We start from the raw sequence: 26,414 nt of genomic DNA on the forward strand, positions 1-26,414 counted from the left end.
GCCTGCGAGCAGACGGGGCCAAAGAAAACGGGAGCGCTGAGCGGTCAGGCCGGGAGGACAACCACTCGGCGCTGCGGCTCCTCGCCCTCGGACTCGCTCCGGAGCCCGGCCGCCGCCACCGCGTCGTGGACGACCTTGCGCTCGAACGGCGTCATGGGGTCGAGCTTCAGCGGCTCGCCGGTGCCCTTGACCTCCTCGGCCGCCTTCGCACCGATCTCCGCAAGCTCCTCACGCTTACGCGCCCGGAAGCCGGCGATGTCCAGCATCAGACGGCTGCGGTCACCGGTCTCACGGTGAACGGCCAGCCGGGTCAGCTCCTGAAGGGCCTCCAGCACCTCACCGTCGCGGCCCACCAGCTTCTGGAGGTCACGGCTGGTCGAGTCACTGATGATCGACACAGCGGCACGGTCGGCCTCGACATCCATGTCGATGTCACCGTCGAGGTCGGCGATGTCCAGCAGACCCTCGAGGTAGTCGGCCGCGATCTCGCCTTCCTGCTCCAGGCGGGTCATGGTGTCGGTGCCCTTGGTGGCAGGGGTCGTGTCCGTCACGAAAGGACTCCTTCTTACTTCTTCGACGGGTGCTTGGGGCGCTGCTGGCCCTTGCGCTGTCCGGACTTGGTGGTGCGGGACCCGGAGGCGCCGCCCTTCTCCTTGCCGTCCTGCGCGTCCTTCTTCTCCAGCGACTGTTTCTTCGCAGCACCCTGATCGGCGTCCGTGCCACCCGACGCCGATCCGGCACGCGTACGGTTCTGCGCACCGCCGGCCGGAGCGCCGCCGGTCTGCCGCTTGGACTTCGTCTGGCGCTTGGGCTGCTGGCGGTTCTGGCGCGCCTCTTCGACGGCCTGCTTCGCGGCGATCTCGGCCGGGTCCTCGACGATCTTGCCCGCGGCCCGCAGCCGCTCCTGGCGCTCCGCGAAGGCCTTGCTGCCCGGAGTCGGGTTACGACGGATGACGAACATCTGCTGGCCCATGGTCCACACGTTGGTGGTCAGCCAGTAGACGAGCACACCGACGGGGAAGTTGATGCCGAAGACGGCGAACATGATGGGGAAGACGTACATCAGCATCTTCTGCTGCTGCATGAACGGCGTCTTCACCGTGAGGTCGACGTTCTTGGTCATCAGCTGGCGCTGCGTGTAGAACTGCGACGCCGACATCAGAACGATCATGATGATCGTGACCACGCGGACGTCGACCACGGAAGCACCCAGGCTCTGGATCTTCTCCGCGCTGTCCATGAACTTCGCCGCCAGCGGCGCACCGAAGATGTGGGCCTTCTGCGCGCTCTCCAGAAGCGGCTGGTCGATGACACCGACCACCTTGTTCTGGGCGATGTGGTTCAGCACCTGGTACAGCGAGATGAAGAACGGCGACTGGGCCAGAATCGGGAGACAGCTCGAGAGCGGGTTGGTGCCCGTCTCCTTGTAGAGCTTCATCATCTCTTCGGACTGGCGCTGCTTGTCGCTCTTGTAGCGCTCCTGGATCGCCTTCATCTTCGGCTGGAGCGCCTGCATGTTCCGCGTCGACTTGATCTGCTTCACAAAGAGCGGGATCAGGCAGATACGGATCAGCACCACCAGCGAGACGATGGACAGACCCCACGCCGCGCCACTGTCCCTGTCAAAGATGAGGCTGTAGAACGAGTGGAACTGGACGATGATCCAGGAAACAGCGATATAGAGGGGACCGAGGATCGTGTCCACGAATCAGGCTCCTTGGGCGTTGGGCTGAGTCTCGGGCTGGGCGACAGGCTCAGGGACGGTGGGCCCGCCCAGGCGGCTCCTCAGCCGCTGATGCCAAACCGGACGCTTCCGGGGAGGGACGTGGTCGACGCCACCGAGCGACCACGGATTGCATCGCAGGATGCGCCAAGCTGTCAGCGCAGTCCCTTTCACCGCGCCATGCCGGTCGATGGCCGTGTAGCCATAGTGCGAGCACGACGGGTAGTACTTGCAGACCGGTCCCAGCAGGGGGCTGATGGTCCACTGATAGATCTTGATCAAAAGCAGCAGCGGGTACTTCACTGTGCGCTCCCTCCCGGGTCCCGTCCGGGGTTCCGGGGGCCCGCGGCGCATCCGCCGTCGGTCGCAGCCCCCGGGGGATTGCAGCCTCTCGGCACCCCTCCCAGCAGCCGCTCAAGGGCGGCATCCAGGTCGCGGGCCAGCTGGTCGTGATCTGCATCACCCGCGCAGGGCAGGGCCCGTACGACAACCAGGCTACCGGCGGGCAGCCGGTCCAGCCGGTCGCGCACGAGATGCCGGAGCCTGCGCTTGACCTTGTTGCGCACGACAGCGTTGCCCACTGCCTTGCTCACGACGAAACCCGCACGTGCCGAGGGAACACTTTCCCCCGACCCGTGCGGGTCCGTTGCACCGCTGCGGAAATGAACGACAAGGAGCGGGCGCCCGGCCCTGCGTCCCCGGCGTACCGCGGTCGCAAAGTCCTCGCGCCGCCTCAGCCGATTCTCGGTAGGCAGCACGTCATGGACCTAGGTTCAGGCTGCTCAGGCCGACAGGCGGGCGCGACCCTTGCCACGGCGGGTCGCGAGAATCGCGCGGCCGGCGCGGGTCCGCATGCGCAGACGGAAGCCGTGGGTCTTCGCGCGGCGGCGGTTGTTCGGCTGGAAGGTGCGCTTGCTCACTCGGGGGCTCCAGAAATGCTTGTTGCCTCAGCAGAGACAAATGTGGGGCGTCGACTGGCTGTCACCGTGCGCCCACGAGTAGCTCGCAACGCCTAAGTGCACCGCTACACGATCACTCGAGCGTGATCTTTGCCCATCGGAGGCAGGCGGCAGCAGCCATCGACAACTCGACCTGGTCACGGTACGCGCGGCTACGCCATCCGGTCAAACCGGCTTCTCGGCAGCGCCGACGAGCCGCTTGTCAGGACACACTATGCACAGCCTGTGGACAACAACTTGAATCACCAGGCCCGCCCTGACTACCGTGGCTGAACTCCGATTCCTTCCCGCCCGTCCTGAGAATCACACATTCGTGGGACTGCTGAGAGAGCGTGCCCCGTGGCTGATGTACCTGCCGATCTTGCCGCAGTGTGGCCGCGCGTGCTCGACCATCTCCTTCGTGCGGAGGCCGACGGCCTCAAGCCCAAGGACCAGGACTGGCTCAAGCGCACCCAGCCGCTGGCACTGGTCGCCGACACCGCGCTGCTCGCCGTTCCCAATGAATTCGCCAAGGGCGTGCTCGAAGGCCGGCTGGCGCCGCTGATCGGGGAGGCCCTCAGCCATGAGTGCGGCCGCCCGATCCGGATCGCGATCACCGTCGACGACTCCGCCGAGGAGCCCCCGGCGCAGTCCGCACCGCCCGCGCCCCAGCATGAGTCCCCGCAGCACCAGTCGCCCCAGCAGCACGCCCCGCGCCATCAGCCGTCGCATCAGGCACCACAGCAGCACGATGCCTACGACGGCTACGAAGCCCGGCACGACAACCGGCGCGACAACCGGCAGGGCTACGGGCACCAGGGCGACGATCTGCCCGGCGTCCGGCCCGCCTACCCGGACTATCAGCAGCCGCGGCACGAGCCCGGCGGCTGGCCGCAGCACTCCTCCCACATGGCCGGCGGCCCCGGCCCGCGCGACGACTACGGCTGGCAGCAGCAACACCTCGGCGGCTTCCCCGAGCGCGACCCGTACGCCTCGCCGTCGTCCCATGTATCGCAGCATCAGCAGCGGCAGAACGACTACCGCGGGCAGGCGCCCGACCGCAGTGGGCCGCCGCAGCACTCCGACGGTCCGCGCTCCCCTTATGACCAGCCGCGGCGCGACCTCTCCGAGCACCAGCCCGGCGGGCACAACGGCCGCACGGGCGGTCCCGGCAGCATGCTTCCCGCGCCCAGCGGTGCGCCCAGCCCGCTCGCCGCGCAGCCCGCGCCGGCGACCGGCCCCGGTGAGCCGACCGCGCGGCTGAACCCGAAGTACCTCTTCGACACCTTCGTCATCGGTGCCTCGAACCGCTTTGCGCACGCCGCCGCGGTCGCCGTCGCCGAGGCCCCGGCCAAGGCGTACAACCCGCTGTTCATCTACGGGGAATCGGGGCTGGGCAAGACCCACCTGCTGCATGCGATCGGGCACTATGCGCGGAGCCTGTATCCGGGCACCCGGGTGCGGTACGTGAGCTCGGAGGAGTTCACCAACGAGTTCATCAACTCCATCCGCGACGGCAAGGCGGACGCGTTCCGCAAGCGCTACCGCGACATGGACATCCTGCTGGTCGACGACATCCAGTTCCTGGCGAGCAAGGAGTCGACGCAGGAGGAGTTCTTCCACACCTTCAACACGCTGCACAACGCGAACAAGCAGATCGTGCTCTCCAGTGACCGGCCGCCCAAGCAGCTGGTCACCCTGGAGGACCGGCTGCGCAACCGCTTCGAGTGGGGCCTGATCACCGACGTCCAGCCGCCCGAGCTGGAGACCCGGATCGCGATCCTGCGCAAGAAGGCGGTGCAGGAGCAGCTGAACGCGCCGCCGGAGGTGCTGGAGTTCATCGCGTCCCGGATCTCGCGCAACATCCGTGAGCTGGAGGGCGCGCTGATCCGGGTCACCGCGTTCGCCTCGCTCAACCGGCAGCCGGTGGACCTCGGGCTGACCGAGATCGTGCTGAAGGACCTGATCCCCGGTGGTGAGGATGCCGCGCCGGAGATCACCGCGACCGCGATCATGGCCTCCACCGCCGACTACTTCGGGCTGACCATCGACGACCTGTGCGGCTCGTCGCGCAGCCGGGTGCTGGTGACCGCCCGACAGATCGCCATGTATCTGTGCCGCGAGCTGACCGATCTCTCGCTGCCGAAGATCGGCGCGCAGTTCGGCGGCCGGGATCATACGACCGTGATGCACGCCGACCGCAAGATCCGCGCGCTGATGGCCGAGCGACGCTCGATCTACAACCAGGTCACCGAGCTGACCAACCGCATCAAGAACGGCTGAGGCCGGCCACCGCCGGCCCGTCGCCACCGCAGGACGTCCCAGGGCGCTCCGGATCCGCTCCCGGAGCGCCCTTCGCCGTACGGGGCGCGGCCGTGGGAAGGGCCTGCCCGTCGGGCCTCCCGTGCCTCCCACGCGCTCCTCATGCCTCCCCGTCTCCTCCCGCGCCGGCCCTCAAGCCCTCCTGGGCGCCTCCGCACGCGTCCACGGACGTCTCCCGAACCCGTTCCGAACCGTTCCGAGGCTCTTCCGCGCCCTCTCCGTCCCCGGTCCGATCCGTCCCGACGCCGTCCCAAACCTGTGGAGCGCGCCGCCCGTGTTCGATTCCGCGGCCGGTCACGGCTTCTCTCCACAGATTGGGCAAGAATCTTCCGTCCACATCCTGGGGAGGGGAAAGTTATCCCTGTGGGATCCACAGGCCGGTGTTCTGACGGGGCATCGGAGGAGGTCAACCGCGTGTGGATTTGTGACCAACCCTCCTCCACAGGGTGTGGACAGAAGATTCGTCCACAGGAGGGGCCGCGTCTTGTCCACCGCCCGCCCACAGGCAAGCCGCTGTTGTCCCCAGCAATCCCGAGCTTCTCCACACCGCTGTCCACTGTTCGGCAACGCAACACCCGCTCTCACCGGGCCGAGTGAAAGCGGTCACACCAAGGTGATTGATTGGGCTGTGGGGAACGTGGGTAAAGCTGGGGATGGCACTGGGGAGAAGTACCTGTCTCCTGTGCATCGGGTGTGCAGAACTTCTGGCGGTCCACAGAACCGCCGGCTTATCCACGACCGCCACCCACAGGGGCAGTGGACAAAAAATCCGGGTTGACCTGCGCAAAAGCAGTTGTCCACGGTTTCCACAGCCCCTACTACTACGACCACGGATATCTACCGGGGAACTCGTTCGGAAACGGGGCCTGTGCACAAGTTGGCCGCCGACCGTCCGCCACCGGTCGAGCCGACTTGACCCCGAGCCGCACCGACTGTCGGTGGCGTGCGTCAGACTGGTCTCCGGCAACCCAGCCGACGACGAAGGCCAGCAGGGCGAAGAGCCAGCAACAGCAGGAGGCGGTTTCCGGTGAAGATCCGGGTGGAGCGCGATGTACTCGCGGAGGCAGTGGCCTGGGCGGCCAAGAGCCTCCCGGCCCGTCCGCCGGTGCCCGTCCTCGCGGGCCTGCTGCTGAAGACGGAGGACGGCACGCTGAGCCTCTCCGGCTTCGACTACGAGGTCTCCGCGCGGGTTTCGGTGGACGCCGAGGTCGAAGAGGAAGGCACGGTCCTCGTCTCCGGCCGGCTGCTCGCCGACATCTGCCGTGCGCTCCCCAACCGCCCGGTGGAGATTTCCACCGACGGTGTACGGGTCACCGTCGTCTGCGGCTCCTCGCGGTTCACACTCCACACGCTTCCTGTGGAGGAGTACCCGGCCCTGCCGACGATGCCCACCGCCACCGGCACCGTCCCCGGTGAGGTCTTCGCCGCCGCTGCCGCCCAGGTCGCCATCGCCGCCGGCCGTGACGACACCCTCCCGGTGCTCACCGGCGTCCGGATCGAGATCGAGGGCGACACGGTCACCCTGGCCTCCACCGACCGTTACCGCTTCGCGGTGCGCGAGTTCCTGTGGAAGCCGGAGAGCCCGGACGCCTCCGCCGTCGCGCTGGTCCCCGCCAAGACGCTGCTGGACACCGCCAAGTCCCTGAGCAGCGGCGACACCGTCACGCTCGCGCTGTCCGGCTCCGGCCAGGGCGAGGGCCTGATCGGCTTCGAGGGCGCCGGGCGGCGGACGACGACGCGTCTGCTGGAAGGCGACCTGCCGAAGTACCGCACGCTCTTCCCGACCGAGTTCAATTCGGTCGCCGTGATCGAGACCGCCCCGTTCGTCGAGGCCGTCAAGCGTGTGGCGCTGGTGGCCGAGCGGAACACTCCGGTCCGGCTGAGCTTCGAGCAGGGTGTGCTGATCCTGGAGGCCGGCTCCAGCGACGACGCACAGGCTGTGGAGAGGGTCGACGCCGACCTGGACGGCGACGACATCTCGATCGCCTTCAACCCCGGCTTCCTCCTGGAGGGCCTGTCGGCCATCGACTCCCCGGTGGCGCAGCTGTCCTTCACGACCTCGACCAAGCCCGCGCTGCTGAGCGGCCGGCCGGCCAAGGATGCCGAGGCGGACGACGCGTACAAGTACCTGATCATGCCCGTGCGGCTCTCCGGCTGACGGCCGTACGGCCAAGGGACCGCTGTCCGGCGGACACCGGACAGCGCCCTGGCCACAGGCCTTGCGGCGACCGGCTGAAGAGCCCCTGATGAGCGGCTGAGCCCACAGGTGTGCACGGACCTGCGGGCGTAGGCTCGGACTCGGGTACGAACAGCAACGACTACGTGCAAAGAGGGTCTCTGATGGAGCTCGGTCTCGTCGGTCTCGGCAAGATGGGCGGCAATATGCGCGAGCGCATTCGCCGCGCCGGCCACACCGTCATCGGATACGACCGCAACCCCGACGTGGCGGATGTCAACAGCCTTCAGGGGCTGGTGGACAAGCTCAAGGGTCCGCGGGTGGTCTGGGTCATGGTGCCGGCCGGTGCCGCCACCCAGTCCACGATCGACGAACTGGCCGAGCTGCTCTCGCCGGGTGACATCGTCGTGGACGGCGGCAACTCCCGCTGGACCGACGACGAGAAGCACGCCGAGGAGCTGAAGGCCAAGGGCATCGGCTTCGTCGACTGCGGCGTCTCCGGCGGCGTCTGGGGCCTGGAGAACGGCTATGCGCTGATGTACGGCGGCGACAAGGACGATGTCGCCAAGGTGCAGCCGGTCTTCGACGCCCTCAAGCCCGAGGGGAAGTTCGGCTCGGTGCACGCCGGCAAGGTCGGCGCCGGCCACTTCGCGAAGATGGTCCACAACGGCATCGAGTACGCCATGATGCAGGCCTATGCCGAGGGCTGGGAGCTGCTGGAGAAGGTCGACTCCGTCACCGACGTGCGCGAGGTCTTCCGCTCCTGGCAGGAGGGCACGGTCATCCGTTCCTGGCTGCTCGACCTGGCCGTCAACGCCCTCGACGCCGACGAGCACTTCGACGAGCTGCGCGGCTTCGCCGCCGACTCCGGTGAGGGCCGCTGGACGGTCGAGGCCGCCATCGACAATGCCGTGCCGCTGCCCGCGATCACGGCCTCGCTCTTCGCGCGGTTCGCGTCCCGCCAGGACGACTCGCCGCAGATGAAGATGATCGCCGCGCTGCGCAACCAGTTCGGTGGCCACGCGGTCGAGGGCAAGAAGTAGCCAGCAGCACCACAGCAACCACAAGCAACAGGCAGCACCAGCACGCAGCAGCCGGAGAGGTCGGCGCCCAGCAATGCACGTATCGCATCTGTCTCTCGCCGACTTCCGCTCGTACGCCCGGGTCGAGGTTCCGCTCGATCCGGGCGTCACGGCTTTCGTGGGCCCCAACGGCCAGGGCAAGACCAATCTCGTCGAGGCGGTCGGCTATCTCGCCACGCTCGGCAGCCACCGGGTCTCCTCGGACGCCCCGCTGGTGCGGATGGGCGCCGAGCGGGCGATCATCCGGGCCGCGGTCGTCCAGGGCGAGCGGCAGCAGCTGGTCGAGCTGGAGCTCAATCCGGGCAAGGCCAACCGCGCCAGGATCAACCGCTCCTCCCAGGTCAGGCCGCGGGATGTGCTGGGGATCGTCCGGACGGTGCTGTTCGCGCCGGAGGATCTGGCGCTGGTCAAGGGGGATCCGGGGGAGCGCCGGCGGTTCCTGGACGAGCTGATCACCGCGCGTTCGCCGCGGATGGCCGGGGTGCGCTCGGACTACGACCGCGTCCTCAAGCAGCGCAACACCCTGTTGAAAACTGCGGCGTTGGCGCGCAGGCACGGCGGGCGGCAGATGGATCTGTCGACGCTGGACGTCTGGGACCAGCATCTGGCCCGCGCGGGCGCCGAGCTGCTGGCCCAGCGGCTCGATCTGATCGCCACGCTCCAGCCGCTCTCGGACAAGGCCTACGAGCAGCTGGCGCCGGGCGGCGGGCCGCTGGCGCTGGAGTACCGCGGTTCGGCGGGCGAGGCGATGGCCGACGCCACGACCCGCGAGGAGCTGTACGGCGTGCTGCTGGCGGCGCTCGGCGAGGCCCGTAAGGGAGAGATCGAGCGCGGGGTGACGCTGGTCGGCCCGCACCGCGACGATCTGGTGCTCAAGCTGGGGCAGCTCCCGGCGAAGGGCTACGCCAGCCATGGCGAGTCCTGGTCGTATGCGCTGGCGCTGCGGCTGGCCTCGTACGACCTGCTGCGCGCCGAGGGCAACGAGCCGGTGCTCGTGCTCGACGACGTCTTCGCCGAGCTGGACGCCCGGCGCCGCGAGCGGCTGGCGGAGCTGGTGGCCCCGGGCGAGCAGGTGCTGGTGACCGCCGCGGTGGACGACGATGTGCCGGGCGTCCTGGCCGGGGCGCGCTATGCGGTGTCCGACGGCGCCGCGGAGAAGGTGAATCCGTGAGCGAGGAGCAGCCCGAGCGGCCCAAGCCTCCGGAGCTCTCCGGCGTGGACCTGGCCCGGCAGGCGCTGGTGGCCGCGAAGGAGCAGGCGCGGGCGCGGGGCGCGGCAGCCCAGCAGAAGAAGCAGGCCAGGCGCGGCGGGCTGCGCTCGGGCGCACGGGCCGACGGCCGCGATCCGCTGCCGCTCGGTGCGGCGATCAACCGGCTGATCACGGAGCGCGGCTGGGAGACCCCGGCCGCGGTCGGCGGGGTGATGGGGCGCTGGCCGCAGCTGGTCGGGCCCGAGGTGGCCCAGCACTGTGAGCCGCAGAAGTACGACGAGGACGCACGGGTGCTGACCGTCCAGTGCGATTCGACGGCCTGGGCGACGCAGCTGCGGCTGCTGGCTCCGACGCTGGTGGCCCGCCTCAACGAGGACCTGGGCCACGGCACCGTGAAGATGCTCAAGGTGCTCGGTCCGGGAGGCCCCGCACGCCGGTACGGATCGCTGCGGGCCCCGGGAAGCAAGGGCCCCGGCGACACCTACGGCTGAGCCCCGCGCACCCCCTATACGGGTGAGGCGGGTGAGACCCCGCTCACGGTAGCCGCCGGTTGACAGCCGGAAGCGCTGAGTGCCCGCTTGAGCGTCCTGAGGCCCCTTCTCGAATATGGGGAGTCGGCGGACGCCAGTTCAGGGCGGCACATGACGACTCAGGTGCCTGCAAACCCCCATGAGTGTCAGCGCTACCGGTAGACTGATGGCAATCCCGCCCACTCGCGGAACATGTCGAACGACGCAGCCGCTCCCGCCTGTCTTCCCAGGGGTGAATCCCACAGGCGCGGAAGGGCTCGTGCTGTGCCAGAAAGGGCGCTTCGTGGCCGACTCCGGCGACCTCAACGAGAACAACACGGCTTCTACTGAAGAGGGGGTTCCTGCCGGCGCCATGGGCGACTCCGCGGTGGAGAAGTCGTATGACGCCAGTGCGATCACCGTCCTCGAAGGCCTGGACGCGGTCCGCAAGCGCCCTGGCATGTACATCGGCTCGACGGGCGAGCGTGGTCTGCACCACCTCGTGCAGGAGGTCGTCGACAACTCCGTCGACGAGGCGCTGGCGGGCCACGCGGACACCATCACGGTGACGCTCCTGGCGGACGGCGGCGTCCGCGTCGTCGACAACGGCCGCGGTATCCCGGTCGGCATCGTGCCGTCGGAGAACAAGCCGGCCGTCGAGGTCGTGATGACGGTGCTGCACGCCGGCGGCAAGTTCGGCGGCGGCGGCTACGCGGTCTCCGGTGGTCTGCACGGCGTGGGTGTCTCCGTCGTGAACGCGCTGTCGCAGCGGGTGGCGGTCGAGGTCCGCACGGACGGCTACCGCTGGACGCAGGAGTACAAGCTCGGTGTGCCGACCGCGCCGCTCGCCCAGCACGAGGCGACGGACGACTCCGGCACGACCGTGACGTTCTGGGCCGACCCCGACATCTTCGAGACCACCACGTACAGCTTCGAGACGCTGTCGCGGCGCTTCCAGGAGATGGCGTTCCTCAACAAGGGTCTGACGATCGCGCTGACGGACGAGCGCCCGGACCATGTGGACGAGGAGGGCAAGCCGCTCTCGGTGCGGTACCACTACGAGGGCGGCATCGTCGACTTCGTGACGTACCTCAACTCGCGCAAGGGCGAGCTGGTGCACCCGACGGTGATCGCGGTGGAGGCCGAGGACAAGGAGCGCCAGCTCTCGGTCGAGTTCGCGATGCAGTGGAACACCCAGTACAGCGAGGGTGTCTACAGCTTCGCGAACATCATCCACACCCACGAGGGCGGTACCCACGAAGAGGGCTTCCGCGCCGCGCTGACGGGCCTGATCAACCGCTATGCGCGCGACAAGAAGCTGCTGCGCGAGAAGGACGACAACCTCACGGGTGAGGACATCCGCGAGGGCCTGACGGCGATCATCTCGGTCAAGCTCGCCGAGCCGCAGTTCGAGGGCCAGACCAAGACCAAGCTGGGCAACACCGAGGTGAAGACCTTCGTCCAGAAGGTGGTCTACGAGCACCTCACGGACTGGCTGGACCGCAACCCCAACGAGGCCGCGGACATCATCCGCAAGGGCATCCAGGCCGCGACCGCGCGCGTGGCGGCCCGTAAGGCGCGCGATCTGACCCGCCGCAAGGGCCTGCTGGAGACGGCGTCGCTGCCGGGCAAGCTGAGCGACTGCCAGTCCAACGACCCGACCAAGTGCGAGATCTTCATCGTCGAGGGTGACTCTGCCGGCGGCTCGGCCAAGTCCGGCCGGAACCCGGAGTACCAGGCGATCCTGCCGATCCGAGGCAAGATCCTCAACGTCGAGAAGGCCAGGGTCGACAAGATCCTCCAGAACAACGAGGTCCAGGCGCTGATCTCGGCGTTCGGCACGGGCGTGCACGAGGACTTCGACATCGAGAAGCTCCGCTATCACAAGATCATCTTGATGGCGGACGCCGACGTCGACGGTCAGCACATCAACACCCTGCTGCTCACGTTCCTCTTCCGCTTCATGCGGCCGCTGGTCGAGGCCGGGCACGTCTACCTCTCCCGCCCGCCGCTGTACAAGATCAAGTGGGGCCGGGACGACTTCGAGTACGCCTACTCCGACCCGGAGCGGGACGCGCTGATCGAGCTCGGCAAGCAGAACGGCAAGCGGATCCGCGAGGACTCGATCCAGCGGTTCAAGGGTCTCGGTGAGATGAACGCCGAGGAGCTGCGCATCACGACCATGGACACCGACCACCGGGTCCTCGGTCAGGTCTCGCTGGACGACGCGGCCCGTGCGGACGACCTGTTCTCCGTGCTGATGGGCGAGGACGTCGAGGCGCGCCGCTCGTTCATCCAGCGCAACGCCAAGGACGTCCGCTTCCTCGACATCTGAGCCCTGTCGGCCCGTATACCAGCCGCAGCTCGAAAGGACTTTGAACCAGCATGGCCGACGAGAACCCCCCTGTGACCCCGGACGGCGTGACCGCCGAGGGCGCCCCTGCCGCCATCGAAGGCGTGGGGATGCGCGTCGAGCCCGTCGGGCTCGAAACGGAGATGCAGCGCTCCTACCTCGACTACGCGATGTCCGTCATCGTCTCGCGTGCGCTGCCCGATGTGCGGGACGGCCTCAAGCCGGTGCACCGCCGCGTGCTGTACGCGATGTACGACGGCGGCTACCGCCCCGAGAAGGGCTTCTACAAGTGTGCCCGCGTCGTCGGCGACGTCATGGGTACGTACCACCCCCACGGCGACTCCTCGATCTACGACGCCCTGGTGCGTCTGGCGCAGCCGTGGTCGATGCGGATGCCGCTGGTGGACTCCAACGGCAACTTCGGCTCCCCGGGCAACGACCCGGCGGCGGCCATGCGGTACACCGAGTGCAAGATGAAGTCGCTGTCCATGGAGATGCTCCGGGACATCGACGAGGAGACCGTCGACTTCCAGGACAACTACGACGGCCGTAACCAGGAGCCGACGGTCCTGCCGGCGCGCTTCCCCAACCTGCTGATCAACGGCTCGGCCGGTATCGCGGTCGGTATGGCGACGAACATCCCGCCGCACAACCTGCGCGAGGTCGCGTCCGGTGCCCAGTGGGCGCTGGAGCACCCCGAGGCCTCCAACGAGGAGCTGCTGGAGGCGCTCATCGAGCGCATCAAGGGCCCCGACTTCCCCACGGGTGCCCTGGTCGTGGGCCGCAAGGGCATCGAGGAGGCCTACCGCACGGGCCGCGGCTCGATCACGATGCGCGCGGTGGTGGCGGTCGAGGAGATCCAGAACCGCCAGTGCCTGGTGGTCACCGAGCTGCCGTACCAGGTCAACCCGGACAACCTCGCGCAGAAGATCGCCGACCTGGTGAAGGACGGCAAGGTCGGCGGCATCGCGGACGTCCGCGACGAGACCTCCTCGCGTACGGGCCAGCGCCTGGTCATCGTCCTCAAGCGGGACGCGGTCGCCAAGGTCGTCCTCAACAACCTCTACAAGCACACCGATCTCCAGACCAACTTCGGCGCGAACATGCTGGCGCTGGTCGACGGGGTGCCGCGCACGCTCTCCCTGGACGCGTTCATCCGCAACTGGGTGACGCACCAGATCGAGGTCATCGTCCGCCGGACGAAGTTCCGGCTGCGCAAGGCCGAGGAGCGGGCGCACATCCTGCGCGGTCTGCTCAAGGCGCTGGACGCCATCGACGAGGTCATCGCGCTGATCCGGCGCAGTGAGACGGTCGACGTGGCGCGCGAGGGCCTGATGGGCCTGCTGACGATCGACGAGATCCAGGCGAACGCGATCCTGGAGATGCAGCTGCGCCGGCTGGCCGCCCTGGAGCGCCAGAAGATCACAGCCGAGCACGACGAGCTTCAGCGCAAGATCAGCGAGTACAACGCGATCCTGGCCTCCCCGGAGCGGCAGCGCCAGATCATCAGCGAGGAACTCGCCGCGATCGTCGAGAAGTTCGGCGACGACCGGCGCAGCAAGCTGGTGCCCTTCGAGGGCGACATGTCCATCGAGGACCTGATCGCCGAGGAGGACATCGTCGTCACGATCTCCCGTGGCGGCTATGTGAAGCGGACGAAGACCGACGACTACCGCTCGCAGAAGCGCGGCGGCAAGGGCGTACGGGGCACGAAGCTCAAGGAAGACGACATCGTCGACCACTTCTTCGTCTCCACGACCCACCACTGGCTGCTGTTCTTCACGAACAAGGGCCGGGTCTACCGCGCCAAGGCGTACGAACTCCCCGACGCGGGGCGGGACGCGCGAGGGCAGCATGTGGCCAATCTCCTCGCCTTCCAGCCGGACGAGCAGATCGCGCAGATCCTGGCGATCCGCGACTACGAGGCCATGCCGTACCTGGTGCTCGCCACCAAGGCCGGCCTGGTGAAGAAGACGCCGCTCAAGGACTACGACTCGCCGCGCTCCGGTGGTGTCATCGCGATCAACCTGCGCGAGCAGGAGGACGGCACGGACGACGAGCTGATCGGCGCCGAGCTGGTGTCGGAGACCGACGACCTGCTGCTGATCAGCAAGAAGGCCCAGTCGATCCGCTTCACGGCGACCGACGATGCGCTGCGCCCGATGGGCCGGGCGACCTCCGGTGTGAAGGGCATGAGCTTCCGCGAGGGCGATGAGCTGCTCTCGATGAACGTGGTTCGCGCCAACACCTACGTCTTCACCGCCACGGACGGCGGCTACGCCAAGCGCACCGCGGTCGACGAGTACCGCGTCCAGGGCCGCGGCGGTCTGGGCATCAAGGCCGCCAAGATCGTGGAGGACCGGGGTTCGCTGGTCGGCGCGCTGGTCGTCGAGGAGACCGACGAGATCCTCGCGGTGACGCTCGGCGGTGGCGTGATCCGTACGCGGGTCAACGAGGTGCGGGAGACCGGCCGTGACACCATGGGCGTCCAACTGATCAACCTGGGCAAGCGTGATGCCGTCGTCGGCATCGCATGGAACGCCGAGGCCGGTCGTGAAGCCGAAGAGGTCGACGGGGGCGAGACGCCCGACGAGACCGAAGCGGCCGAGGGGACCGTGCCCACGGAGACCGAGGGCGAGCAGCCCGCGGCGGAGTAGCACGAGGAGTAGGTCGTGAGTGGAGCCACGGGCGCTACAGCGGGTGGACCGGGAGCCGGGAAGGATTCCCCGTCCGGACCCGCAACCGTGACGGATGACAGCGCCCGTGGCTCCGCTGTTTCTGACACCGGCCCCCGAGACGAGGGCTCGCACCAGGGGGGACCCGTGACCGATACCCGTCAGCCGCAGCCGCAGCCCCGGCAACAGTCCCAGGGGCAGGCCGAGAGCGGCTCTCAGCAGCCGTATCAGCCGCCTCAGGCGTATCCCGCCGGTGGTGGGCAGAGCGGCGGGCAGGCGGTGCGCCGGCCGCGTACGGGCGCCAGTACGGCCCCGCGGACCCGCAAGGCCCGCCTGCGGGTGGCACGCGCCGATCCGTGGTCGGTCATGAAGGTCAGCTTTCTGCTCTCCATCGCGCTGGGCATCTGCACGGTCGTGGCCGCCGCGGTGCTGTGGATGGTCATGAACGCGATGGGCGTCTTCTCCACGGTCGGCGGGACGATCAGCGAGGCCACCGGCTCCAGTGACGGGGCCGGATTCGATCTCCAGTCGTTCCTCTCGCTGCCGCGGGTACTGCTGTTCACCTCGATCATCGCGGTGATCGACGTGGTGCTGGCGACCGCGCTGGCCACGCTCGGCGCCTTCATCTACAACCTGTCGGCGGGCTTCGTCGGAGGTGTGGAGCTCACCCTCGCCGAGGACGAGTGACCTCCTCACGGGAGGGCGTTCGGGAGGCCCCCGGAACCGATTTTGGGAACGCCTCTGAAGTGCGCTAATCTTTCGGTGCAGCGAACGCGCGGCTATAGCTCAGACGGTTAGAGCGCTTCCCTGATAAGGAAGAGGCCCCAGGTTCAAGTCCTGGTAGCCGCACCGCACCATCGGCCCGGCCGGGGAACTCCCCGGCCGGGCCGATTCGTTGTACGGAGGCGGAAGTTGGCTCGCGGGCCATGCCTCGGACGAGGTGTTGCCGACTGCGAGCTAGGTAACCGATCGGTATCGGCCGGTGTGTATCATCGGCCGACATAGGTCCCCTACGTCAACGAAAGACGAGGTCGCGCGGTGAAGAAGCTTCTCCTGGTCGCACTGGCCGCCATCGGCGGGCTCCTCGTGTACCGCCAGATCCAGGCGGATCGCGCCGAGCAGGATCTGTGGACGGAGGCGACCGACTCCGTGCCCGCAGGTTCGGGTGTCTGATACCCCCCACAGTTCGTTCGTACGGACCCCGATTGCCCCTGGGTGATCGGGGTTTCGTGCGTCCGGGGGCGGGCGGGGCGGTCCGGTTCCGGGGTGCCGCAGGTCGTGTCAGGGTGGCTGGATCTCGTTGCAGGACCGTGACGGCAGCCCTCTTGAGTTTGCTATCGCACATCAGTAGATTGCGGTAGCAAATTCTGAGGTGACCGGCAGGGCACAGGGGGAACCAGGACATGGCACAACGACCGTGCAGAGGGGCGGTGGCGTTGCTCGGGGGGCTGTTGCTGGCCCTGACCGTCGGGCCACTTCAGGCCACCGCGACCACACCGGCCCGGGCCCAGGCCGCCGAGGGCACCGGGATGGTGATGGTGCTCGACTCGTCCGGCTCGATGGCCGGGGACGACGGCTCCGGCAGCACCCGGATCGCTTCCGCCCGTAAGGCCGTCGGCACGGTCGCCGACGCCCTGCCCGACGGCTACCCCACCGGCCTGCGGGTCTACGGTGCCGACAAGGCCAAGGGCTGTGACGACACCCGGCTCGCCCAGCCGGTCGGCGCCCTCGACCGGGCGGGCCTCAAGCGGGCCGTCGCGGGCGTCCGGCCCAAGGGCGACACCCCCATCGGGCTCTCCCTGCGCAAGGCGGCCGGTGACCTTCCCCGGCCCGCCGGCGGAGCGACCGGCAAGCGCACGATCCTGCTGATCTCCGACGGCGAGGACAACTGCCAGGCGCCGCCGCCCTGCAAGGTGGCCGCCCAACTCGCCGCGTCCGGCGTCGGTCTGCACATCGATGCCATCGGCTTCCAGGTGGCGGGCAGGGCCCGCGCACAGCTGGAGTGCATCGCGAAGGCCGGAAACGGGCGGTACTACGACGCCCCGGACGCCAGGGCGCTCGCCCGCCAGCTCCAGCGGGCCGGCCAACTCTCCGCGGGCGGCTACCGCTTCAAGGGCAAGCAGATCCGCGGGACGACGACCCCAGGCGGTGCACCCGGCATCGCCCCCGGGCAGTATCTGGACACCATCGGGCCCAACGAGGAGCGGTACTACGCCGCCGGCCTGGATGCCGTCTCGACGGCCGACTTCTCGGCGACCGTGGTGCCCCAGACCGGCGCGGCCGTCGACTCCCTCGACATGCTGCGCACCCGGATCGCGTACGGCACCGCCGGCTCCTGTGATTCCACCTCCGAGAGGTTCGGGCAGCACGAGGGTGCGACACCGCTGACCTCGGGCGTCAGCCGTATCCCCACGCAGGGTGGCAACGGCGGATGTGACAAGGCCGGGCGGTACTGGCTGGTCGTCGAGCGCAAGGCCGCCAAGGGGTCGGACACCGCCCGGTGGCCGATGGAGCTGACGTTTCACGTGGAACATCCGCTGAAGAAGGGCATCACGCCCGCACAGTCGGAGCCGGAGTACGGCGCGGGCGGCAAGGACGCCTCGCTGCCCACCACCGCGCCCCAGGACGTCACCGGCGGCACCGGCTTCAATGACGCCCGTACGCTGCACCAGGGCGTCTGGCGGGACAAGGTCCTGCCGGCGCAGACCCTTTGGTACAAGGTGCCGGTCGGCTGGGGTCAGCAACTGCGCTACGACGTGGAGTTCGCCAACGAGCCGACGGTCAAGGGCTACAGCGCGCATACGTCCTACGGCGGCACCCAGGTCTACACACCGTTCCGCGCGCCGGTCGGCAGCGGTACCGGCCAGTTCAGTCCTCAGGTGTCCTACAGCGGGCGGCCGGCGTCGCTCAGCATGGGGACGGTCCCAGTCGCCTGGACCAATCGCTACGAGACGCACCCCGATGTCGTCCCCGTGCACCGCAACGGCGACTTCTACCTCGCGGTGACGCTGGGGGCCAAGGCCGCCGAGATCGCGCAGCACCCGCAGATCGGTGTGGTGCTGCGGATCGCGGTGCTGGGCCAGGAGAAGAGCGGCCCGCAGGCCGGGGCGTCCGCCGTCCGGGCCGAGGTCTCCCCGGGCGATTCCGGGCGCTCGGCGGACGGCACGCCCGATGGCGGTGGAGGATGGTCCACAGGACGTGTGGTGGCCGTCGCCATCGGTGGAGTGGGCGTACTGCTGCTGGCCGGTCTCGCGGTGGCCTACGGGCGGGCTCGCAGGAAGCCGCAGGCCGGCGCCGGGAATTCCGATCCGATGAGGGGTGGCTCGTGGTGACGGGGCGCACGACGAACAGGGGCATGGCCGTACTGGCGGCGCTCGCCGTGGTGGCGATTCTGCCGGGGACGGTGGGCGTGGCCTCGGCCGAGTCCATACCCGGCTACCGGACGGGGGACGGCGCCACGGCGGTCAAGGGCGCCGCCAGCACCGCGGATGCGCCGCAGCTCGAGCCCGGACTGCACACCGACTCCATCAAGCGCGGCGAGCAGAAGCACTACGCCGTCACCCTGGACGACAGGACCAGCGCGTACTTCTCGGCCGTCGCGGCGCCCAAGCCCGGCACCAAGGTCGAGGACTACGGCGACAAGCTGACCATCAGCGTCCAGGACAGCGACGGTACGACCTGCGGCACGGGAGCCAGCCCGACCTTCAACGGCGGCGGCATGGCGTATCCGCTGGCCGACTACGCCACCCGTCGCATCGGCGCGGACCGGACGGAGTGCCAGAAGGCCGGCCCGTACTACCTGGTGATCACTCGCGAGGGTTCGGCGACCTCCGGCCCCGACTCCTGGCCGCTCGAACTGAACTACCTCGACGAGCCCCCGCTCAAGGGCAACACCCCCGCCCAGCCGGGCCAGGGCAGCTGGAGCACCACCACGCCGGCCCCGCGCACGGACGCCACCAAGCGCAGCGCCAAGGGCGGCACCGGTTTCAACGACGCGGGGTCGGTCGACACCGGGGTGTGGAAGGACCGGATCACGCCGGGCGAGACCCGGTTCTACCGCGTACCGGTGGACTGGGGACAGCGGCTCAACCTGAGCGCGGAGCTGCCGAACGCGTCCTCCGGGGCATCCGGGTTCGTCACCAGGGTGCTCGGGCTGGGTGTCTACAATCCGGCGCGCGGTGCGGTCGGCCACGTCAGCTTCGTCCCGTACACGGGGAAGCCGGCCGCGGCGAAGCAGTTCACCGCGCCCGTCGACTACGGCAACCGCTTCAACGCGGCCGACTCGGTCGGGGCGATGCGGTTCGCGGGCTGGTACTACATCGAGGTCAGCCTGCACCCCGATGCCGCGAAGTACTTCCCCAAGGGCGCGGAGCTGACCCTCCGGGTGGATGTCCGTGGCGCCGCCGAGGAGGGGCCCGGCTACGCCGCGCCGACCGACACCTTCTCCGTCACGCCCGAGGACCGGGAGACGGCGCACGAGGGCCGGACCGCGCAGGAGGCGGCGAAGAGCGGCACCCTGATGACGGTGGCCTACGCCGGCATCGGCACGGGGGTGGTGCTGCTGGCGGGGCTGGGGGCGTGGACGCTGATGGCGCGGCGGTCCCCGGCCGTTGCGGCGGGTGCGCCGGCCGGGCCGGTCGCGGCGGGCGGGCCGGGCGGTCAGCCCTCCCTGCCGGGACAGTCGACACAGACGACTCAACAGGCTCAGCCCAACGGGCAGTTCGAGCGGCCACAGGGCTGGTAGCGGGCGTCCGAGGGCTCGGGTGGGCCCGACTGGTGGTGCGCCCCACGGCGCCCCCTCAGGCGGCCGCTCAGGCGGTCACCAGTGCCCAGACCCCGACCGCGATGCACAGCAACGCCACGATCAGCACCGGGATCGCGACCTTCGCGGGCGGTCCCGGCTTCCTGTACGGGACGGGCCGCGCCGCGGCCTGGGCGACGGCAGGGGGGCCGCCCAGGGCCGGTCCGGGCACCGGGAGCGGGCCCGCCGTATAGGGGCGGGTCGCGGGCTCCGGGTGGACGGCGGCCGTGGGCTCGTACGAGGGCGCCGGGGGCGGGGGAGGCATCGGGCGCCGGCCGGACGTGGTGTCGGGTCCGCCCGGCGTGCCGTGTCCGGTGGGCGAACTCCCGTGTCCGGTGGGTGAACCGCCGTGCCCCGTGGGTGAACCGCCGTGCCCCGTGGGCGTACCCCCGTACCCGGCGGGCCCGTCACCATGGCCCGTGGGCCTATCGCCGTACCCCGTGAGCGAACCGCCCTGGCCGGCAGCCGAACCGTCCGGCACCGGCATCGGCGGGGGCGTCGCCGAGGTGCCCGGTCCCGACGAGGTGCCCGGCCCTGACGCGATGCTCGGCTCCGGCGGCGCGAGCTGGAAGCTGCCGGTGTCCGACATGGAGAGGTGCCCGGTGGTCGCCGTGCCTGCGGTGGCGCCGGCCGTCGCGGGGCCGTCGGCATCCTTGGTACGCAGCGGGCCGTCGGGCCCGAAGCCGGCCGGCAGCGGGCCTATGTGGTCGAAGACTTCGACGATCTCTTCCTCGATCGTCGCGTCCGGCAGCAACTCCACCGTCGCGATGACGGCCTTGCGCGCCCCCGTGGCCGTCCTGAACCGGGCTTCCGGGTCGGGGTGCACCAAGGACGCCAGCACCTGCCACAGCGGCTCCGGCACCCCCTCGGGCGCGTTCGGGATGCCGTGCCGGGAGAAGTGCTGGATCAGGCCGTCGGCGTCCGGTTTGGTGCCGGTGATCAGATAGAGCGCGACCAGGCCGACCGCGAACAGGTCCGCGGGGAAGTCCGGTTCGGCGCCCAGCAGCTGCTCCGGTGCGAAGTAACCGGGCGTGCCCACCACGAGGTTGGTCTCGGTCAGCCGCGGTTCACCCTTGCGCATCGCGATGCCGAAGTCCGACAGCCGCAGATGCGGCCGGCCGGTACCGGTGGCCTCCAGCAGGATGTTCGCCGGCTTGATGTCCCGGTGCACCACGCCCTCCGCGTGCACCGCGGTCAGCCCGGCCAGCAGCTGGTCCAGCAGAAGGCACACGAACCGCGGCGGCAGCGGGCCGTAATCCCCGATCAGATGCGCCAGCGAGCCGCCGTTCACCAGATCCATGGTGAACAGCACCTTGTCGTCGTCCGCGGCCCAGCTCGCCGGGGCCAGCACATGCGGATGGTCGATCCGCAGGGCCTGTTCACGGACGAAGCGCAGCAGTGTGTGCGCGTCGCTCTGTTGCAGCACCTTGGCGGCAACGTAGCGGCGGCGCCGGGCGTCCCAGGCGCGCCAGACCGCGCCCACCCCACCCCGTCCGATCGGGTCGATCAGTTCATACCGACCGGCGAAGATCTCACCCATTGCGCCCCGTCCGCCTTCTGAACTCGCAACGTCCCCTGTGGCTAACTCTGGTGCGCCTCGTAGTGGGCGACCGCGTCCGCGGTCCGACCGGCACCGTAGACCCGGAGGAACTCTGCCAGTTCGGGGTGAGCGGGGGCGAGGGTGTTCGCCGCATCGATGATGTCCCCGGCGTCGGAGACCGACCGCAGCAGCGACTGGATCTCCCGCACCACGCGCCGCACCGTGGTCGCCCCCGTCGACGACGTCTGCTGTGCGGTGTTGTTGAGCACCGATCCCCCCGCCGTCTTCTTGATCTCCTCCATGCGGTCGGTGGCCTCGCCGGCGCTGACGCTGCCGTCGGCGACCTGGCCGGCCAGATCTTGCAGCGCCTGCACCCGCTGCACCACGGCCGGGTTGCCTATCTTCGCGCGCTGGCCGCTCATCAGCTGCGACAGCATCGGGGCCGACAGACCGAGCACAGCGGCGAGCCGGGCCTGGTTGAGACCGAGATCGTCGATGAGACGGCGGAACAGCGCACCCAGAGGCTCTCCGTACCAACTGCGCTGAAGTTCCCGGGCCCGTGCGGTGGCTTCCTGCTGTGCTGCGTCCATACCGTCTCCCCTGTCTCCCCGGTCGCTTCGCTGCCGCGAATCTCGCGAAGCATCCTACGGAGAGCGACGGTGCGCGGCGATACCCGGTCGGGAAAGCGGCCGGACACCGGGTACCCTGGTCGGCGAAGGGGCCTTAGCTCAGTTGGTAGAGCGCTGTCTTTGCATGGCAGATGTCAGGGGTTCGACTCCCCTAGGCTCCACGTGATCAGACCCCTCTGACCTGCGGAAACGCGGTTAGAGGGGTCTTTTTTTCGGATTTCTCGTGTTGACATGGCGATACTGGCGGGGGTCCTTATGGCCGATTTTTCGGGGGTTTGTAGGGGCCCCGGCTCCCCCGTGGATCTCCGGGTGCTCGGCGGCTGTGCCGGGGCGCTGCACAAGTCGGTCGAGCCGATGACCTCCCAGCCCCGGGAGGACGGGAACCGCAGTCGCTGGCGCACTTCGTGATCGCCAGCCCGTGGGCTCCGGCGCATATCCGGGTCGGCTGGCCTGGGAGATGGAGGCGGCGATCCGGCCGATCGCGCTGATCTTCGGGAACTCCTGCGCCGCAGCCCACTCGCAGCGTCCGGTTCTTCGGTTCGTACCGTGGAGCCGGCGAGGCTGGGTGTTGGAGGAGCGCCAGGGCGGAGATGAAGTTGGTGGTGGTCTCGTGGCCGGCCGCCGGCAGCACCGCCAGTGAGACGAATTCCTCGTCCGTGAGCGAACCATTGTCAGTGACGACTCGTACCAGCCGGGCGAACGACGAGCGTTGTTACTTGCCGATTCCACAAGAAGCCACAGGTCAGATGCGAATGAGGGCAAGAAACTCGTTCCTCTCTTTCACTGTGACCGTTCTCAGCGTGGTGAAATTTCAAACGCCGGAACACTCGTCTTCCGGTCACTATCAATTGGACAAGGCGAAAGGATCTCCGATGGAGAACGCCGACCAGCTCATTGCCGGGTATACCGCCTACACCGACGCTGCCGACTTCGGTGCGTCTGCAGAGGGCCAGAGCCCTGCCACCACGCCGACGGTCACGACGTCGTCGCACGTGTGCCTTACCAGCGTCGCCGGTTCCATCGCTCTCACCTACGACAAGGGCTGCTGAAAGCGCTCCTGTGCCGCGGCGCTCGACGAGTAAATGTGGATCTGCTCCGATGGTGTGAGGTGCGGGTGCGGAGGACGCCGATCACGCAATTGCTGGTTGTTTTGCGTCACTGTAGTGGTTCCCGGGGTATGGCGAGGCCGGGACCGGGGCCCCGCGCTGTGGCAGGGTTTCATTCCAAATTCTGGGGTGTGGGGTTCATTTAGCGTCAATGTTTCGTAGCGGCCCGTCGGCTTCTCTGGCGGGCCGTTTCGGCTGTTCGGCCTGATGGTGGGTACGTCAGCGGGCCGGCTGTCGCGTCGAGTGGGCGCCGGGTTGCGCGGTTCCGGGCGGGTGGACTGCTCGCAGGGATGGGAAGACGCTGGTGAGCCGGGCAGGGCCGCGAGCCGTTGCAGGCAGCGGCGATCACATTGGTCCAGGGCCAGTGTGCCGCCAGGGGGAGGACGCGGCGCCGTCCTGTGGTGACGCATTGGGTGGCGGCGGAGAGCAGCCGCAGGCGGCGGGGTCCCACAGCCGGGCGGGGCCGGTGAGGGCCAGCATCGGCACCCAGACCAGCAGATCGAGGGCGAGTGGGACGAGCAAGGCAGCGTCACGGCTCTGCCCGCCGGGTTCGAGCCCGCGGCGGCGAGAGGGCCGACCAGGCGGGCCCCGCCCGGGGCGGGGACGAGCCCGAGATTCAGCAGGATCGTGAGGGCTGTAACGGAGTGCAGCCAGTCCGGTGTCGGGATGGAACGTGGCCTGTTGCGGGCTCCCCGGGTTCCGGGTTGCTCGCAGCAGCAGCGGCGCGCCCCCGTCAGGGGGAAGACGGGAGGCACCGCTGCCGGCCTTGAGCGATGTGCTTGCTTGCCGAGTCGGATGGTCTTGCCGACAGCGCAAAGCGGAGCACCGCCGGTTGCCCGGCCGGCGCCGGAGACGAGTGGTTCTGCGTGCAGGGGCGGCCGGGAGGAGCCGTTGTTACTTCTTTCCTGTCCCCGGAGGCGAGCAGGACTGATTGACGAGAGCGGCGCAATACGGCATTGACCGGACGAGAGCGGGACGTTGTGCGCGCCGGACGGGCAAGAGCTGCCTCCGGTACACGGAGATGCTCATGGGATGGGCATCGGTGAACTCTGCGCCCTGCCAGTTGCCGCACCGGGTATCCGGTGTGAGGCCCGCGTTGCGGGCGTAGGCGTCAATCTCGTCGTACGAGGTCAGCCGGGCCGGTTTGCCGTGTTCGAACCAGGGATTCGCGGTTCCTGTCCTGGTGCGTGCTGTGTACCACGGCGGGGTTGTGAGCTTCGATGACGACGGCTCCGCTGGGGTCGGGCGCTCTGCGGGTCAATACAGCTAGGCGGCGGTCGGTGCGGCTTCGAGGCTTTGGCTGGTCACGAGCTCGCGGTAGGGCGTGCAGCGGTCCATGAGCTGGTGGTGGGTGCCGGCATCGGCGACCGTGCCCTTGATGAGCATTACCACATGGTCTGCGTGCTGCACGGTGGAAAGGCGGTGTGCGACGACCAGGACCGCGCGGGTCGCGGCGAGCTGATCCACCGCATGACGGAATCGCTTCTCGTTGATGCTGTCCAACTGGGAGGTGGGCTCGTCGAGGAGCACGATGTCGGAGTCGGTGAGCAGGGCGCGGGCGAGGGCCAGCCGTTGGCGCTGCCCGCCCGAGAGGTCGTTCTCCCTGCCCAGCTCGGTGTCCAGGCCCTCGGGCAGGGCCGCGATGTCCTCGCGCAGCCCGACGGCGCTCAAGGCTGCCTGCAGGTCCGGTTCGCTGGCCTCCTCGGTGCGTCCGAGCTGGAGGTTTTCGCGCACGGTCCCTTCGAGCAGGGTGAACTGCTGGTCGACGTAGGCGACTCGGCCGCGCAGTTCGGCCAAGGGCCAGTCCTGTACGTCATGGCCCAGGACACGCACATGGCCGGCGTCGGCGTGCATGAGGCGGTCGATGAGGGCCAGGGCTGTGCTTTTCCCTGCGCCCGAGGGGCCGACGATGGCGGTGATGCCGGAGCGCGGGGCCGAGAAGGAAAGTTGGTGGAGGACCGGCGTGCCGGCGTAGGCGTAGGAGACCTGGATGAATTCGACGGCCGCGGCCGCGGCCGTGGGCTGCGGCGCGGTCGTACTTGGGGTGTCGGCATCGCTCTCGGGTGCGAGGGCGAGGAGTTCGTTGAAGCGGCCGCGGGCGGCCAGTCCGGCCTGCAGGCGTCCGACGCCTGTGGCGACGAGTGTGACGGGGGCCACGAGCTGTAGAAGGTAGAGCAGAAATGCGGCGAAGTCAGGGGTGTCGAGAGAGCCGTTGGAGATGCGTACCCCGCCTCCGATAATGACGGCCACCAGCGCAATCTGCTGCCCCAAGCTCATGGTCGGGGTGATCAGGGACTGCAGGCGGGCGCCGATCAGTGAGGTGCCGGTCAGCTGCCGGGCGGTGTCCCCCAGGTGCTTTCCGGCACGTCCTTCTGCGCGGTAGGCCTTGATGGTGGACAGGGCGGCGAGGTGTGCGGTGAACCGCTGGGCCAGATCGCCGATGGCTTCCTGCTGCTCGATGGCGTTGCGGCGGACCTTGATGAGGACCAGCGCGATCGCAGCACCGGCGAGCGCAAAGGACACGACGGTGATCAGGACGAGCACCCAGTCGAGGATGGCCATGATGACGAGAGTGAAGACCACTGTCAGGGCCGCGATGGGCAGTTGGACAACACCGACATCAACCACGGCGCGCAGCAGCAGCGCGTCGGAGGTGATGCGGGATACTAGGTTCCCGGTGCCGTGCGAACGGACCGTGGACAGCGGCAGCTGCAAGGTGTGATCCATGATGCGGCGCCGCACCCGCAGGATCATGTGCTCACCGATGCGAGCGAGCAGGTACCCCGAAACGGCGGAAGCCGCGGCGCCGCCGAGGACGGCGACACCCATGAGCACGGCCGGACGGGTGACGGACTTCTCCTGGCCGAACGCGACGATGATGTCCTTGACCGCCAGGGGCACGGCCAGGGTCGCGACGGTAGCCACGACGGCCAGGAGGCCAGCGATCGCGAGCTGAAGTCTCCTGCGATGCAGGAGGTCGGCCCCGATGCTGATGGTGCGGTCCGGTGCAGTGTCGTGGGACGTTGTCACCGCTGTGCCGCCAGCGTGACGAGTTCCACGGCTTCGGCAAGGCCAAGCTCGGGGGCGGCCTGGCGCAGGGCCTTGATCGTTTGGGGGCTGGTATCCCCCGCGGGTACCTGTGCCTTTTCGAGGTATTGCCGGGCCCACTGAATCTTGATGTCTTCGTCGCTGTGGGAGGCGGTGTCGATGATGTGCAGGGCCTGGCGCAGCCCGGGGGCCTCGCTGCTGTCCGCACCAGCGGCCGCCTCTTCGATGGCGGCGCGGGCGGAGCTGAGGTCGTGCAGGACGACGAGGTTCAGGTGGCGTGTACGAGGCATTGGTGGTTTCTC

General features: G+C 68.9%; 20 protein-coding genes, 2 tRNA genes and 2 pseudogenes. 14 read left to right on the forward strand and 10 right to left on the reverse strand.

The features are described from left to right. Window positions 1-44: 44 nt before the first annotated feature. From M8I34_RS00730 to rpmH, 5 genes and pseudogenes are all read right to left on the reverse strand, one after another. Window positions 45-512 (reverse strand): R3H domain-containing nucleic acid-binding protein, encoded by a 468-nt coding sequence (locus M8I34_RS00730; protein WP_284049814.1) that lies wholly within the window; start codon window positions 510-512, stop codon window positions 45-47. Between the two features lie 53 nt (window positions 513-565). After that, complete coding sequence (gene yidC / locus M8I34_RS00735; protein ID WP_250047238.1) at window positions 566-1,705, reverse strand: membrane protein insertase YidC; 1,140 nt, start codon at window positions 1,703-1,705, stop codon at window positions 566-568. Window positions 1,706-1,708: 3 nt separating this feature from the next. After that, complete coding sequence (yidD, locus tag M8I34_RS00740) at window positions 1,709-2,026, reverse strand: membrane protein insertion efficiency factor YidD (RefSeq protein WP_006604423.1); 318 nt, start codon at window positions 2,024-2,026, stop codon at window positions 1,709-1,711. An 86-nt stretch (window positions 2,027-2,112) separates the two neighbouring features. Further along, window positions 2,113-2,481 (reverse strand): annotated as a pseudogene (gene rnpA, locus M8I34_RS00745) (ribonuclease P protein component); the annotation flags it as partial. 24 nt (window positions 2,482-2,505) lie between these two features. After that, window positions 2,506-2,643 carry a 50S ribosomal protein L34 gene (gene rpmH, locus M8I34_RS00750; RefSeq protein ID WP_030354375.1) on the reverse strand — a complete coding sequence of 46 codons (138 nt, stop codon included), beginning with the start codon at window positions 2,641-2,643 and terminating at the stop codon, window positions 2,506-2,508. Between the two features lie 378 nt (window positions 2,644-3,021). Between rpmH and dnaA the strand changes: the two genes are divergently transcribed. The 12 genes from dnaA (at window position 3,022) to M8I34_RS00810 (ending at window position 19,732) form a co-directional block, all read left to right on the forward strand. Further along, window positions 3,022-4,944: a chromosomal replication initiator protein DnaA gene (gene dnaA / locus M8I34_RS00755; protein ID WP_308371684.1), complete on the forward strand. Its 1,923-nt coding sequence runs from the start codon at window positions 3,022-3,024 to the stop codon at window positions 4,942-4,944. Window positions 4,945-6,010: 1,066 nt separating this feature from the next. Then, window positions 6,011-7,141: a DNA polymerase III subunit beta gene (dnaN, locus tag M8I34_RS00760; RefSeq protein WP_030075713.1), complete on the forward strand. Its 1,131-nt coding sequence runs from the start codon at window positions 6,011-6,013 to the stop codon at window positions 7,139-7,141. Between the two features lie 182 nt (window positions 7,142-7,323). Beyond that, the gene (gene gnd, locus M8I34_RS00765; RefSeq protein WP_244413549.1) at window positions 7,324-8,202 is read left to right on the forward strand and encodes a phosphogluconate dehydrogenase (NAD(+)-dependent, decarboxylating); all 879 of its coding nucleotides are present in this window, start codon (window positions 7,324-7,326) and stop codon (window positions 8,200-8,202) included. Between the two features lie 73 nt (window positions 8,203-8,275). Beyond that, window positions 8,276-9,412, forward strand: coding sequence for a DNA replication/repair protein RecF (gene recF, locus M8I34_RS00770; protein ID WP_250047240.1), 1,137 nt, complete (start codon window positions 8,276-8,278; stop codon window positions 9,410-9,412). After that, a complete protein-coding gene (locus M8I34_RS00775; RefSeq protein ID WP_250047241.1) occupies window positions 9,409-9,942 on the forward strand; it encodes a DUF721 domain-containing protein in 534 nt (177 codons plus the stop codon). Before recF ends, M8I34_RS00775 begins: the two co-directional genes overlap by 4 nt. Before the next feature lie 298 nt (window positions 9,943-10,240). Beyond that, complete coding sequence (gene gyrB, locus M8I34_RS00780) at window positions 10,241-12,295, forward strand: DNA topoisomerase (ATP-hydrolyzing) subunit B (RefSeq protein WP_308371755.1); 2,055 nt, start codon at window positions 10,241-10,243, stop codon at window positions 12,293-12,295. 50 nt (window positions 12,296-12,345) lie between these two features. Further along, the gene (gene gyrA, locus M8I34_RS00785) at window positions 12,346-14,970 is read left to right on the forward strand and encodes a DNA gyrase subunit A (protein ID WP_250047242.1); all 2,625 of its coding nucleotides are present in this window, start codon (window positions 12,346-12,348) and stop codon (window positions 14,968-14,970) included. 15 nt (window positions 14,971-14,985) lie between these two features. Beyond that, window positions 14,986-15,675: a DUF3566 domain-containing protein gene (locus tag M8I34_RS00790; protein ID WP_250047244.1), complete on the forward strand. Its 690-nt coding sequence runs from the start codon at window positions 14,986-14,988 to the stop codon at window positions 15,673-15,675. An 88-nt stretch (window positions 15,676-15,763) separates the two neighbouring features. Continuing rightward, window positions 15,764-15,837, forward strand: a tRNA-Ile gene (locus M8I34_RS00795). A gap of 189 nt (window positions 15,838-16,026) precedes the next feature. Beyond that, entirely contained in the window at window positions 16,027-16,161 is a 135-nt protein-coding gene (locus M8I34_RS00800) for a DLW-39 family protein (protein WP_003958712.1), read from the forward strand. A 230-nt stretch (window positions 16,162-16,391) separates the two neighbouring features. Next, window positions 16,392-18,320 (forward strand): VWA domain-containing protein, encoded by a 1,929-nt coding sequence (locus M8I34_RS00805; protein ID WP_250047245.1) that lies wholly within the window; start codon window positions 16,392-16,394, stop codon window positions 18,318-18,320. Between the two features lie 23 nt (window positions 18,321-18,343). After that, entirely contained in the window at window positions 18,344-19,732 is a 1,389-nt protein-coding gene (locus tag M8I34_RS00810; RefSeq protein WP_250047246.1) for a hypothetical protein, read from the forward strand. A 67-nt stretch (window positions 19,733-19,799) separates the two neighbouring features. On the opposite strand, the gene M8I34_RS00815 is transcribed toward M8I34_RS00810, so the two are convergent. Continuing rightward, window positions 19,800-21,329, reverse strand: coding sequence for a serine/threonine-protein kinase (locus M8I34_RS00815; protein WP_250047247.1), 1,530 nt, complete (start codon window positions 21,327-21,329; stop codon window positions 19,800-19,802). A 41-nt stretch (window positions 21,330-21,370) separates the two neighbouring features. Then, complete coding sequence (locus M8I34_RS00820) at window positions 21,371-21,919, reverse strand: transcriptional regulator (RefSeq protein ID WP_030075693.1); 549 nt, start codon at window positions 21,917-21,919, stop codon at window positions 21,371-21,373. Between the two features lie 127 nt (window positions 21,920-22,046). Here M8I34_RS00820 and M8I34_RS00825 point away from each other — a divergent pair. Both M8I34_RS00825 and M8I34_RS00830 read left to right on the forward strand, forming a co-directional pair. Continuing rightward, window positions 22,047-22,119, forward strand: a tRNA-Ala gene (locus M8I34_RS00825). Between the two features lie 429 nt (window positions 22,120-22,548). Then, window positions 22,549-23,007 (forward strand): LxmA leader domain family RiPP, encoded by a 459-nt coding sequence (locus M8I34_RS00830; protein WP_250047255.1) that lies wholly within the window; start codon window positions 22,549-22,551, stop codon window positions 23,005-23,007. Between the two features lie 368 nt (window positions 23,008-23,375). Here the strand turns inward: M8I34_RS00830 and M8I34_RS00835 are convergent. From M8I34_RS00835 to M8I34_RS00845, 3 genes and pseudogenes are all read right to left on the reverse strand, one after another. Beyond that, a pseudogene (locus M8I34_RS00835) lies at window positions 23,376-23,580 on the reverse strand (IS1380 family transposase); the annotation flags it as partial. Window positions 23,581-24,330: 750 nt separating this feature from the next. Then, window positions 24,331-26,094: an ABC transporter ATP-binding protein gene (locus M8I34_RS00840; protein WP_308371689.1), complete on the reverse strand. Its 1,764-nt coding sequence runs from the start codon at window positions 26,092-26,094 to the stop codon at window positions 24,331-24,333. After that, on the reverse strand, window positions 26,091-26,402 hold the full coding sequence (locus tag M8I34_RS00845; protein WP_250047258.1) for a hypothetical protein: 312 nt from the start codon (window positions 26,400-26,402) through the stop codon (window positions 26,091-26,093). The genes M8I34_RS00840 and M8I34_RS00845 overlap by 4 nt, the downstream gene beginning before the upstream one ends. Window positions 26,403-26,414 lie beyond the last annotated feature (12 nt).

It is taken from the genome of Streptomyces sp. MCA2 (genome assembly GCF_023544705.1).
Classification (GTDB): domain Bacteria; phylum Actinomycetota; class Actinomycetes; order Streptomycetales; family Streptomycetaceae; genus Streptomyces; species Streptomyces decoyicus.

What these genes read in the sequence shown, in the direction of transcription:
- M8I34_RS00730 (WP_284049814.1), bottom strand. Translation starts at nt 512, where the DNA reads ATGACCCGCCTGGAGCAGGAAGGCGAGATCGCGGCCGACTACCTCGAG.
- gnd (WP_244413549.1), top strand. Translation starts at nt 7,324, where the DNA reads ATGGAGCTCGGTCTCGTCGGTCTCGGCAAGATGGGCGGCAATATGCGC.
- recF (WP_250047240.1), top strand. Translation starts at nt 8,276, where the DNA reads ATGCACGTATCGCATCTGTCTCTCGCCGACTTCCGCTCGTACGCCCGG.
- gyrA (WP_250047242.1), top strand. Translation starts at nt 12,346, where the DNA reads ATGGCCGACGAGAACCCCCCTGTGACCCCGGACGGCGTGACCGCCGAG.
- M8I34_RS00805 (WP_250047245.1), top strand. Translation starts at nt 16,392, where the DNA reads ATGGCACAACGACCGTGCAGAGGGGCGGTGGCGTTGCTCGGGGGGCTG.
- M8I34_RS00810 (WP_250047246.1), top strand. Translation starts at nt 18,344, where the DNA reads ATGGCCGTACTGGCGGCGCTCGCCGTGGTGGCGATTCTGCCGGGGACG.
- M8I34_RS00815 (WP_250047247.1), bottom strand. Translation starts at nt 21,329, where the DNA reads ATGGGTGAGATCTTCGCCGGTCGGTATGAACTGATCGACCCGATCGGA.
- M8I34_RS00820 (WP_030075693.1), bottom strand. Translation starts at nt 21,919, where the DNA reads ATGGACGCAGCACAGCAGGAAGCCACCGCACGGGCCCGGGAACTTCAG.
- M8I34_RS00830 (WP_250047255.1), top strand. Translation starts at nt 22,549, where the DNA reads ATGAAGTTGGTGGTGGTCTCGTGGCCGGCCGCCGGCAGCACCGCCAGT.
- M8I34_RS00845 (WP_250047258.1), bottom strand. Translation starts at nt 26,402, where the DNA reads ATGCCTCGTACACGCCACCTGAACCTCGTCGTCCTGCACGACCTCAGC.